The organism is Allobaculum sp. JKK-2023 (assembly GCF_034745455.1).
Classification (GTDB): domain Bacteria; phylum Bacillota_I; class Bacilli_A; order Erysipelotrichales; family Erysipelotrichaceae; genus Allobaculum.
This window is the reverse complement of sequence record NZ_JAYERV010000003.1, coordinates 217,607-229,640: the sequence shown is the minus strand read 5'-3', so window position 1 is coordinate 229,640 and position 12,034 is coordinate 217,607. Positions and strand designations below refer to the sequence as shown.

11 protein-coding genes and 1 pseudogene are annotated in these 12,034 nt (G+C 47.5%); all 12 read left to right on the top strand.

Annotated elements, in window-relative coordinates:
• Positions 1-6: 6 nt before the first annotated feature.
• The 12 genes and pseudogenes from U4956_RS01035 to rho all read left to right on the top strand — a co-directional run bounded on the left by U4956_RS01035 (position 7) and on the right by rho (position 11,920).
• Positions 7-1,161 (top strand): RnfABCDGE type electron transport complex subunit D, encoded by a 1,155-nt coding sequence (locus tag U4956_RS01035; RefSeq protein ID WP_323088352.1) that lies wholly within the window; start codon positions 7-9, stop codon positions 1,159-1,161.
• A complete protein-coding gene (locus U4956_RS01030; RefSeq protein ID WP_323088351.1) occupies positions 1,161-1,688 on the top strand; it encodes an FMN-binding protein in 528 nt (175 codons plus the stop codon). The genes U4956_RS01035 and U4956_RS01030 overlap by 1 nt, the downstream gene beginning before the upstream one ends.
• Before the next feature lie 11 nt (positions 1,689-1,699).
• The gene (gene rsxE / locus U4956_RS01025; protein WP_323088350.1) at positions 1,700-2,401 is read left to right on the top strand and encodes an electron transport complex subunit RsxE; all 702 of its coding nucleotides are present in this window, start codon (positions 1,700-1,702) and stop codon (positions 2,399-2,401) included.
• The gene (locus U4956_RS01020; protein ID WP_323088349.1) at positions 2,401-2,979 is read left to right on the top strand and encodes an electron transport complex protein RnfA; all 579 of its coding nucleotides are present in this window, start codon (positions 2,401-2,403) and stop codon (positions 2,977-2,979) included. The genes rsxE and U4956_RS01020 overlap by 1 nt, the downstream gene beginning before the upstream one ends.
• The gene (locus U4956_RS01015) at positions 2,979-3,158 is read left to right on the top strand and encodes a hypothetical protein (RefSeq protein ID WP_323088348.1); all 180 of its coding nucleotides are present in this window, start codon (positions 2,979-2,981) and stop codon (positions 3,156-3,158) included. Before U4956_RS01020 ends, U4956_RS01015 begins: the two co-directional genes overlap by 1 nt.
• Positions 3,159-3,168: 10 nt before the next feature.
• Positions 3,169-3,447: a (Fe-S)-binding protein gene (locus tag U4956_RS01010; protein ID WP_323088347.1), complete on the top strand. Its 279-nt coding sequence runs from the start codon at positions 3,169-3,171 to the stop codon at positions 3,445-3,447.
• 373 nt (positions 3,448-3,820) lie between these two features.
• Positions 3,821-4,798 (top strand): protein phosphatase 2C domain-containing protein, encoded by a 978-nt coding sequence (locus U4956_RS01005; protein WP_323088346.1) that lies wholly within the window; start codon positions 3,821-3,823, stop codon positions 4,796-4,798.
• A 206-nt stretch (positions 4,799-5,004) separates the two neighbouring features.
• On the top strand, positions 5,005-6,390 hold the full coding sequence (locus tag U4956_RS01000; RefSeq protein ID WP_323088345.1) for a glycine--tRNA ligase: 1,386 nt from the start codon (positions 5,005-5,007) through the stop codon (positions 6,388-6,390).
• Between the two features lie 59 nt (positions 6,391-6,449).
• Positions 6,450-8,213 (top strand): DNA primase, encoded by a 1,764-nt coding sequence (gene dnaG, locus U4956_RS00995; RefSeq protein ID WP_323088344.1) that lies wholly within the window; start codon positions 6,450-6,452, stop codon positions 8,211-8,213.
• A 1-nt stretch (position 8,214) separates the two neighbouring features.
• Positions 8,215-9,384, top strand: a complete 1,170-nt coding sequence (gene rpoD, locus U4956_RS00990) for an RNA polymerase sigma factor RpoD (RefSeq protein ID WP_323088343.1) — start codon at positions 8,215-8,217, stop codon at positions 9,382-9,384.
• Between the two features lie 159 nt (positions 9,385-9,543).
• Complete coding sequence (locus U4956_RS00985; RefSeq protein WP_323088342.1) at positions 9,544-10,221, top strand: class I SAM-dependent methyltransferase; 678 nt, start codon at positions 9,544-9,546, stop codon at positions 10,219-10,221.
• Between the two features lie 405 nt (positions 10,222-10,626).
• Positions 10,627-11,920, top strand: a pseudogene (gene rho / locus U4956_RS00980) (transcription termination factor Rho).
• Positions 11,921-12,034: the final 114 nt, after the last annotated feature.

Below are 12,034 nucleotides of genomic sequence, written 5' to 3'. Positions count from 1 at the left end.
CTTGAAATGAAATTTGCCTTTCATGTAAGCCCGAACCTTCAAAGTAAGCATTCCACGCAGATGATTATGCGGGATCTGACCATCGGTCTTTTGATTGTGTTCGCAGCTTCTGTTATTTATTACTTCACAGCCTGGGGCGCTGCCTATGGTTTGCAGGCTCTGCTGCTGCTTGTATGCTCCCTGATCACGACTTTTGTATGCGAAGCCGTTTTTGCAAAAGTCAAGAAACAGGACATCAAATCGACAATCACCCATTCCTTTGGCTGGGTGACTTCCATCATCCTCGTTATGATGTGCCCGATTTCCATCCCTCCTTATGCGGTCATCGTTGCAACCTTCTTTGCGATTGCGATCGGCCGTCTGGTCTTTGGTGGATTTGGTTTTAATATTTTCAACCCGGCTGCGGTCGGAAGAGCGGTTATCTTCGCTTCCTTCTCTGGGGCAACCACAAATCTGGTTACTTCCGCTACACCAACTGGTGTTCTTGCTTCCACATTCAGCTGGATGCCAGGAACAGAAGCAGCTCTTCAGTCTTATCTGGACTATTGCGGCGGCTGGGGCAGCTTACTTTTGGGAACATACCCTGGAGCAATCGGTGAAACCTTCAGTCTGCTGATCATCCTGGTTGGTATTTTCCTGGTGGTGCGCAAAGTCATCGACTGGCGTATTCCTGTGTTCTACTTAGGAACCATTTTCGTGATCACGTTCGTGATCGCCCTGCTGGAAGGGGTTGAATCTTACCACGGTATTCCTGGATGGTTATGGTACCCTGCACTGCATCTTTTAACTGGTGGTGTGATTTTCGGCGGCGTATTCATGTTAACTGACCCGGTTACCGCGCCAACGGTTCCATCTGGACGAATCTTCTTTGCGATGTGTGCAGCTGCGCTCACCGTTCTGATCCGTTTAAAAGGAAACCTGCCAGAAGGATGCTTATACTCCATCCTGATCATGAATACCTTCACGCCAATGATTGAATCCGCTCTCGATCGTCCTCAGCTTGAGCAGATGAAGAAAGCCTGGATCATGATTGGTTGTGCTGCTGTTCTTTCGCTTTGCGTTTCTTTCTACGCAGCGACGACTGTACGTCGTGTCAATGCGCCAAGAACCATTGAAAAAACTGCGCTGGCAAGCCCGGCAGTTTTTGAGGAGGTGCTGTAATGAATAAGCAGAGTCCTCTCTACCTTGCAATTTTCTTAGCCATTGTTGCGGCCATTGCCGGCGGCGCTCTGTACGCTGCCAACAGTGCAACGGCTCCAATTATTGCGGCCAACGAAGAAAAAGCTGAAAAGGCTTCCTTACTGGAAATGTATCCAGAGGCCAGCATCGATGATTTCGAATCGGTTGATGCTTCTGACATTACCCCGGATCATCCATTCGTGGATAAGGTCTATAAATATGGCGACAATGTGGTTGTCTTCAAATGTACTGTGTCCGGCTATGATGGTGGTACTGTCTTTTTGGTCGGCATTGATGCAGCCAACGATCTTGTCGATGGATTTAAAGCCATTTCGAATGCGGATACAAAGGGCATTGGTTCGAAAATTACCGAATCAGCCTTCGCAGAATCTGTAATTGGCAAACAGGCCAGCGGACAGCTGGATACGATCTCTGGCGCGACGTACACGTCTACGCCTGTTGTTCAGGCAATCAACGAGTGTGCAGTCATTGCCACCGAAATTGACTAAGGAGAACCCTGATGAACCGAATGCAAAACTTCAAAAACGGTCTGATCAAGGATAATCCTGTTTTCGGACTGTATTTAGGTCTGTGCTCGACACTGGCCATTACCACTTCGATTAATAACGCCATCGGTATGGGCGTTGCGGTTATCGCCGTTCTGATTCTGTCCAACATGATCATTTCTGCGATCCGTAAACTGGTACCGGATGATATCCGAATCCCAGTCTATATCGTCATTATTGCCACTCTGGTTAAGATTATTCAGATGCTGATTCAGGCTTATGCTCCAGCTCTGAACTCTTCACTGGGTGTGTTTATTCCTCTGATTGTTGTTAACTGTATCATCCTGGGTCGTGCCGAAGCCTTTGCCAGCAAAAACGGTGTTCTGGATTCCGCACTGGATGGCCTTGGCATGGGTCTTGGCTACCTGTTAGCAGTCCTGGCCATGTCCTTAATCCGTCAGATTCTGTCAACTGGGGTGTTGTCCATGACAAACCCATTTGACGAAGCGCAGGTTCTGTTCAGCCTGCGCCTGATCCCGGACAGCTACACGATCTCCATGTTCAGTGCTCCTCTGGGCGCGTTCATGACGTTCGCATTTTTGGCCGCAGCCTTAACGGCCTACAAAAACAACATCCATAAAAAGGAAGAAGAAGCTGCCAAAGCAGCAAAAATTGAAGCAGCCAAAGCCGCTAAAGCTGCTAAGGAGGCCGCTTAATGTTTGGTGAACTCGTTACGCTGTTAATCACCTCTGTTCTGCTCAATAACGCCGTACTCAACCAGTTCTTAGGTCTGTGCCCATTCATGGGTGTATCCCGTAAGAAATCCAGCGCCCTGGGTATGGGAATGGCTGTTGTCTTCGTTATCGTTGCAGCAGGTCTGGTTACCTATGCTCTGTACTACCTTGTCCTTGTTCCATTAAAACTGGAATTCATGGACTTAGTTACTTTCATTCTGGTTATCGCCTCGCTTGTACAGCTGACTGAAATGTTCTTAAAGAAATCTTCACCAGCTCTGTACAAATCGTTAGGTGTATACCTGCCATTGATCACGACCAACTGCGTTGTCTTAAACGTCTGCCTGGTGAACATTTCTAACGGCTATGACTTCGCTCATATGCTGGTTTACACCATTGGGACTCCACTTGGCTTCGCCCTGGTTCTGTACATCTTCTCGGCGATTCGTGAACGTCTTGAAGTTGCAAACGTACCAGAAAGCTTCAAAGGCAACCCGGTCGCTCTGGTTGTTGCCGGACTGATGGCTATGGCATTCTCCGGACTGGCTGGAATTATTTAATGGATTTCACCCGTCTGATTCTGGCGATCCTGTTTTTTGGAGCGCTGGTGGGAATTTATATTTTCCTGTTTCTCAAAAACAGACGCACCCCCAAACCAGAGGGATGCGAAAACCTGAAGGCGGATTGCGACGGCTGTAAAGATATTTACTGCCCGAACCATCCAAAACAAGAAAGTTGAGGTAGACAGAATGCTGAGCGCACTTCTTGGTGCCGGCCTTGGAATTGCTGCGAAAGTCTTCCATGTTGAACCGGACAACCGTGTCGATTACGTTGCTACTCATCTGCCAGGCTACAACTGTGGCGGATGCGGCTATCCTGGATGCTCTGGTTTTGCCGATGCCCTGGTCAGTGGTGACACTGACTCATGGCAGTGCAAACCTTGCAAACCGGAGGCTAAAGCCGATATTATCGACTACCTGAAAAACACACCGGGTCCGGATGGAAAGACCATTACCGTAAGACCATAAACCCGAGAACGGACAAGCTTTCAAAGCTGGCTTTGGCCCTTTGAAAGCTTTTTAATTGGTCGGAAGTTTTCTTCGTTGTCACTTTCTTTTCTGTCGCTTACGATAAGGCCAGGAAGAAGTCCGTGACAGACCATTCAGCAAGAGTACAAGAGTACAAGATGGTCCATCAAGACAAGCCTGCCGGATAGTCGATCAAGAAGATCTGCCAGGCAAGGAACTGGCAATCTGCAAGTGAAAAGAAGTTCTGTATTCTTTGGCGTACACAATCCGAAAACAGTAAGAGAGTCAAAAAGTGTGCCAGAAAAATAAATTTTGGAAAATGATGAAATCAGAACACACTCGAACAACAGGAACAGACAATGGAGGGAATGCAATGCTCAAAGCAGGAATTACCATGCAGGGAACTCTGCATGAACAATATGGAATCAAAAACCAGGATGCAATCCGGATTTTTGAGGCAGCCGGATTTACAGGCGTGATTGCCTGTGATGGCGTTTCACTCAAATCTGACTGGACCTTTTCAAACAGTGAACTGGCTGCAGCCTTAGTCAGCAAAGCCTCGCAGGCCTTTCTGGAAAACAGGCTGGATAAAAATCTGAACCCGGACCATGTCTGTGACCAGATCCGGGATGCCTTTCTGTTTTCTCTGGCCGTACTAAAAGATGCCCTTGAACAAGCCGGAATTCCGTTTTTCGATTGTCAGACAACATTAATTATCGCCTTATACAAAGATGGTCTGCTTTATGGGGGGATTGCCGGGGATGGCGGGATTCTCTATCAGACAAAACTGCACAATTCAGGGACGATGATTACCCGTCTGAAGTCTTCTTCCAGCGTGTATCCCATTGGGGATACTGAAGAGTGGCGCTTTTTTATGGGGGGATCGAAAGAAGACCCGGTTGTCCGTTTTCTAGCAGCGACCGATGGCGTCTTTGATCAGCTCATTATTCCGTATGATGGCCTCCCTGCTGGCAACTATGCCCTCATCGACAAACTGTTCTCCATTGAAAATATCCCGGAAGACGAACAGGGAAGATGGCTGCAAGAACAGATTGAAGCCCTGGAAGGCCATGATGATAAGACGGTTGCGATTATCATGGATACGGATCGTGAAGCGGAAACCAAAAAAGATGAGAGCAGGGATTTACAAGATCGCGACTTGAAAGATCGCAATTTGGATTTGAAAGAACCAGACAACACGAGGGATCGGGAAGCTGATCCTGAAAATTCAGATCCTGAAAGTCCAGATCCTCAATGCTCAAAAAAGGACGACTCAGAAAAAGAGAATTCAGATCAGACTTGCACAGTTTCCAAACTTGATTCTGATCCAGAAAACAGCCCGGCAAAGTAGAAAAGGATTGCCTGCAATCATCCAGTCTGCATCCTGAAATGATTTTAAAATTGCAAAAACAAAGCGAAAACCCGCATTCCTAAGCCAACTGTATGGCGAAAAATGCGGGTTCTTTTCTTTTTCTTTCAGAAAGCTCTATAATATATCGATCAGGCGCCAGCAAGCTGTCGAAATGGCGCAAAAAATAAAAGACTGGAGAGGGAACAATGAGTTACTTAAGTTTTAACGATATTGTAGCACATATGAAGAACTATGGATTTGTTTACCAGGGTTCTGAAATTTATGGCGGCCTTGCCAATACTTGGGATTTCGGTCCGCTTGGCATTGAGCTGAAAAACAACATTAAAAATGCCTGGTGGAAAAGATTCATTCAGGAACAGCCTGAAAACGTCGGCATTCAGAGTGCGATTTTGATGAATCCACAAGTCTGGGTGGCTTCTGGCCATGTCGGCGGTTTTTCTGACCCGCTGATGGACTGCAAAGAATGCAAAACCAGATTCCGTGCCGATACCTTAATTGAAGAGGCAACGGATGGCCAAGTCGTACCTGCTGGCTGGACCAACCAGGAAATGGAAACTTACATTGACGAACACGATATCGTCTGCCCCAACTGCGGCAAGAAAAACTTTACACCAATCCGTCAGTTCAACCTGATGTTCAAAACCTTCCAGGGGGTTACTGAAGAAGCGAAAAACGAAATCTATCTGCGCCCGGAAACGGCTCAGGGTATTTTCGTCAACTTTAAAAATGTACAGCGCACTATGCGTAAAAAGCTGCCATTTGGCGTCGGACAGATTGGTAAATCTTTCCGTAACGAAATCACTCCGGGCAACTTCATTTTCAGAACTCGTGAATTCGAACAGATGGAACTGGAATTTTTCTGCAAACCAGACACCGATTTAGAATGGTTCAAAAAACTGGAAGGGATGTGTGAACAGTTCTTATATGACCTGGGCCTGCACAAAGACCGCCTGCGTTTAAGAGCCCATGAACAGGAAGAACTGGCGCACTACTCCAAGGCGACAACCGATATTGAATACCTGTTTGGCGATCCGATTGGCTGGGGCGAATTGTGGGGAATTGCTGACCGTACAGACTTTGATTTGAAATCACACCAGACAACTTCCAAACAGTCGCTGGAATACTTCGATCAGGAAACCAACTCCAAATACATTCCGTATGTCATTGAACCATCCGTTGGTGTTGAGCGTCTGATTCTGGCTGTTATGTCCCAGGCTCTTGAAGAAGAAAAAATCAGCGACAAGGATACCCGCACGGTTTTACGTCTCCACCCATACCTTGCTCCTTACAAAGCGGCCATTCTGCCTTTAAGCAAAAAACTGGCTGAACCGGCTGAAGCGCTGTACCGCTCTTTAGCAAAATCGTTCAACGTGACTTACGATGATGCCCAGACCATCGGAAAACGCTATCGTCGCCAGGATGCCATTGGCACCCCATTCTGCATTACCATTGACTTTGAAACGGAAAACGATGGCTGCGTAACGGTACGGGAACGGGATTCCATGGAACAGGTTCGTCTGCCAATCACTGAACTTGAAAACTACCTGGCCCAGCGTGTCAGCTTCCAGTAATTTGACTCGACTTGTCAAATGAACACATCTGGCTATTGAAATACAAAGGGGGTGCCAGGATGCGGATTCCTGAAGCAGATGTTCAGGCGATCAAGGAAAAAGCGGATATCGTTGAGATCATTTCGCAATATCTGCCCCTCGAAAAACAGGGAAAGGAATATGTCGGGGTCTGTCCTTTCCATGATGACCACTCGCCATCCATGCGGGTTTCCCCCGACAAGCAGATTTTTAAGTGCTTTGCCTGCGGAGCCGGCGGCGATGCGATCGGTTTCGTTTCGAAATATGAAAAGATTTCGTTTGTCGATGCTGTAGCCAAAGTGGCTGCCAGGATTCACTATCCTTTGCAGATTGAACAGGCAGCCCCGGCTGTCCCAGACCCAAACAAGCCACTCTATGATGCGCTGGATCTGTTTACCGCCTATGGCCGCTATGAGCTTGCCAGTAAAGACGGACAGGCAGCCAGAAATTATCTGGTTTCCCGCAAATTTAACAAACAGATCCTGGATACCTTCCAGATTGGCTACGCCCCATCGTTCAACATGGTCAGCGAGTATTTACAGGCCCGCTTTCCAGATCCAGCCCCATTGGAAAAAGTGGGACTGATTCAGGTGGGAACGGATCGGATTGTTCCTTGCTTTCATGATCGGATTCTCATTCCGATCCATGATGCCAAAGGAAATCCCGTCGGGTATACAGCAAGAATCGTTCCGCCCGGCAACAGCGGGGCAAAATATGTCAACACAAGCAACAGTGTGCTCTACCAGAAGAGCAACCTGATTTTCAACTACCATCGAGCTGCCAGAACAGCCCATAAAGCCGGGCGTGTCATCCTTTGTGAGGGAGCAATGGATGTTCTGGGCCTGGCGAAAGCTGGCATTTCTGAAGGCATTGCCAACTTAGGGACGGCCTGCACGGATGAACAGTTAAACCTGATTGCCAGATTGCGCGTTCCGGTTGTGGTTTTCTACGATCAGGATGCCGCCGGACAGAAGGCAGCATATAAATTCGGCCGTAAAGCGATGGCTGCGGGCATCCGTTTTTCCATCGTTTCACAAAAGGAAGCCAAAGACCCGGATGATATTTTTATCCAGAAAGGCGCCGAGGCTGTCCATCAGGCCGTTGACAATACCATTTCATTTGCCCAGTTCTGTCTGGAGTATCTTCAGACGGAATACAACCTGGACAACTATGAAGATAAAAAACAATATGCCAGAGAAATGGAGGGCATCATCCGCGCTTCGCTTGAGCAGTTTGAACAGCCTGTTCTTTTCAGTAAACTGCAGCAGCTGACTGGATTCAGCTTTGAAGCCAATCCATCACCCCGACGCTCGTATTCTTCCAAAAAGAGTCAGATGCGCCCTGCCATTCCTTTGCAGACTCTCCCTGCGGCTCAGGGCCGGCTTCAGGCTGAAAAAGCCGTCCTGTGGTCCATGCTCAATGATGAAAACTATATCCGGCAATACCAGAATGAAGTTGGCGTATTTGCCAATGAGGATTGCCAGAAACTGGCTTTATATATTCAAAGCGCCTATCAGAACCATCGGCAGATCGATCCGGTGGAGCTGTTTTCGATTATTGAAGAAGAAAGTGTCCGCGGCTTACTTGCGGAACTTGCGGAGTGGCCAGATTATTCTGAGTCCACACATGGTCTGTTTTCAGAATCGGTCGTCAAAATTAAATATGAATTTATCAGTCATCAGATTGACGAGCTGAACAGGAAAATGAAAACGGTTCAGAATATGAGTGATATGAAGACCCTCATGAATCAGAAAAGAGAACTGATCGCCCGCAGAAATAGCCTGAAATCACGAAAGGTGGTCTGACATGGCTGAGAATAAACTTAAATTCACTTCGGCAGACGAAGTTAAAACATATCTGAAAAACTGTGCAGAAGAAGGAAATGAAATCTCACTCGATGATCTTCCTGACATGATCTCTGACCTTCGTCTTTCGGACGAGGAAAGTGAGGATCTTCTCGAATGGATCAAAGAAGAACAGCTGTTTTCCGAGTCAGATGATGAGGAATTTGAGGATTTATCCGAAGAGATTGAGGAGGAGTCCCTGGAAGAAAACGAAGACAGTCTCGAGGGTGAAGATGAGGATGGCGTCGCCAGCCAGATTCTTGAACTCGAACGTTCGTTTTCTGAAGGGGCTAAAAATAAAACCAGTGACCCGGTCAAAATGTATCTGCGTGAAATTGGCCGGATTCCACTGTTAAATGCCGAACAGGAAAAAACGGCGGCCAAGGCCTACATGGAAGGAAGCAAAGAAGCCAAAGATCTTTTGATCAACTCCAACCTGCGTCTTGTTGTTTCTATCGCCAAAAAATATGTTGGACGCGGTCTTCCATTCCTGGATCTGATTCAGGAAGGCAACTGCGGTCTGATTAAAGCCGTTGAAAAGTTCGACTATACCAAAGGCTTTAAATTTTCTACTTATGCAACGTGGTGGATTCGCCAGTCCATCACCCGTGCAATTGCGGACCAGGCCAAAACGATCCGTATTCCGGTGCATATGACTGAAACCATCAACAAGCTGACCCGGATTCAGCGCCAGCTGATCCAGGATCTTGGGCGTGATCCTCTGCCTGAGGAAATCGCGGAAAAGATGGATGGCATGAAAGCGGAACGTGTCCGCGAAATTCAGCGGATCGCCCTGGATCCAGTCAGCCTGGAAACCCCGATTGGTGAAGAAGATGACTCTCATCTTGGTGACTTTATCGAAGATAAGACGTCCGTCTCGCCATCGGATTATACAAGCAGCCAGCTGCTCAAAGACGAAATCGCACTGGCTTTAAATACGCTGACTGCCCGTGAAGAACAGGTTCTTCAGCTGCGTTATGGTCTGCTCGATGGCAAGACCCGCACGCTTGAAGAAGTCGGCCGCGAATTTGAAGTCACTCGTGAGCGGATCCGTCAGATCGAAGCCAAAGCTCTTCGCAAATTGCGCAACCCGACCCGTTCGAAACGTCTTAAAGATTTCGTCAAACCGTAAACAAAATAATTTGAATTTTTATGGTCAGCCTTTGCCTTCATGGGCACGCTGACCATCTTTTACAAGCCCAAAGAGCAAAATACAGGGAACAGGAAGCCGAAGGATTCAATCCTAATTCAATCCTGTGCTCCGTTCCTTTCAAGATTGGATATGAGATTCATGGACATTTCAAAACGACTGAAAAAAATTGCTTCTTTGGCAGACGAAAGCGTGATCGCGGATATTGGATGTGATCACGCTCTTGTTTGTATTGAAGCGCTCAACCACCATCACGTACAAAAAGCCTATGCCTGCGATTTGCGTCCAGGCCCGCTGGAACAGGCAAAGATCAATATTGCAGCCCAGGGCCTGTCGGATCGTATTTTTACCCGCCTGGAAAGCGGCATTCATGATCTGCCGACAGATACCTTGCAGATTCTTATCTGCGGCATGGGCGGCCGATTAATCGAACAGATTCTGAGTGATGATCCTATTGGAGCCAATGTGCACAGTCTGCTGCTTTCCCCCCATAAAGATGCAGCCCATCTGCGCCAGTTTCTGATTGAACAGGGATGGCGGATTGAAAAAGAATGGATGGTTGAAGAGGGTCATTTTTATCCGATCCTGAAAGTCGTCCGTCAGAGGGCGGATGATGTCCTCAGCCAGGAAGAGCTGTTGAAGGATCAGGAAAGCCTGCTTCTGGGTTTCCATCCCCAAGCGGATGAAGACTATCTTCGTTATCTGGACTGGCAGATCAAACTCTGGACCAGCATTGCTGCCAAGATTCCCGACCGTGCTGACAGACAGACTTTGCTTGACCAGATTCAGCTCGCCAATCATCGCAAAGCATCCCTGTAGGCAGGCAGGATCCAGATGGCCCGGGCACAAACGGAATGAAACCTGTCCCAATTCAAATCTGTCCTGCTCTGGAAGAAAATTCAGAAAGCCAAAGGCCGTCAGCTCTTTTCTTTCAAGCGGTAGAAAAGTCTTGATCTTTCTTGTTTGTCCGATTAGCCGCTCATGGCAAAAAAAGGCCAGATCAGGATCGAGACGCAAGCGTTGCCAGATAAAAAAGCTGAAAAGTCATGAATGAGCAGCTAAAGACTTCGAAAGGTTCAGGCGTTGGATTGACAAGGCCTGAACCTTTTGCGGTATTCTTAACATAACGTTCGGTCAGGCAATACTCTGAAAGCTGGCCAGCGTCCCTTTATTTTGATCAGACGAAAACCAGAAGCGTGAACGAAAATGGTTCGCGGCATCAGTATGGAATTCGTTTTATTTCGTCTGTCTGACTGGAAGCCGATAGACATTCTGGACGAAGCTTCAAAGACGGGCGTTTCATCTTCCGGCCTTATGGCTGAGAAAAACTCATTTTTCAATCTCTTGATTCATTTTGAATACAGAAAGAAAGCAGGAACAAATGGCAGAACAAGTAGAAGGCGTTCTTGAAATTTTACAGGACGGTTATGGCTTTTTACGGGGCGAAAATTATCTTTCCAGCCGCAATGATATTTTCGTTTCCGCCAACCGGATTAAATCGATGCGGCTGCGGGAAGGAGACCTCATCAGCGGCAGACTCAGCAGCCGGATTGAGGAAAACAAAGCCCGTCAGCTTGAACAGGTTGATACCGTCAATGGCAAACCGATTCTCGAATCGCTCCACCGTAAAAACTTTGAAAAACTGACTCCAATCTATCCGACCGAAAAGCTGAAAATGGAAACTGACTCTTCCAATATGGCTGGCCGGATGATCGACCTGCTCTGTCCAATCGGTAAAGGGCAGCGCGGTCTGATTATCTCTCCTCCAAAAGCAGGAAAAACAACTCTGCTCAAATCCATTGCCCATTCCATTCAGGTCAATCATCCTGATGTCCATCTGATCATTCTTTTAATTGATGAGCGTCCTGAAGAAGTAACGGATATCAAAGACACCGTCATTGATCACAATGTTGAAGTCGTCTATTCCACCTTTGATGAAGAGCCAGAACATCATCGCCGGGTGGCTGAAATGGCGATTGAACGAGCCAAGGCACTGGTCGAAATGGGTGGCGATGTGGTCGTTTTGTTAGATTCCATCACCCGTCTGGCCCGTACCTACAACTTACTCGTGCCAAACTCCGGAAAAATCCTTTCCGGTGGTCTGGATCCAACCTCACTCTATTACCCAAAACACTTCTTTGGCGCAGCCCGTAACATCCGTGAGGGTGGCTCGCTGACCATTCTGGCCACCGCACTGGTGGATACGGGAAGCCGCATGGATGAAGTTATCTTCGAAGAATTCAAGGGAACTGGCAATATGGAACTTGTCCTCTCAAGAGACTTGGCCTTCCAGCGGGTTTTCCCGGCAATTGATATCTTGCGTTCAGGCACCCGTAAAGATGATCTGTTACTGACCAAAGGCGAAACCGAAGCGGCCAATATGATTCGGGCCCATGCCAAAGCTGCTGAAGAACAGGCAACAGAGGATGTCATTAAATCCTTCAAAGTCTGTGCCAGCAACGAAGCGCTGGTCGATCTGCTCACTGAGCCGGCTGCAAATCGTTCTAAACATTCGTAAGTTTCAACAGGGCTTGAATTGGATTGAATTGTGTGAAATTCGATATTTTGCATGAAAGTACGAATGTGAATTTGAAACCGAAGCCGATCAAAGACCGGACAGAAAGCCATCTAT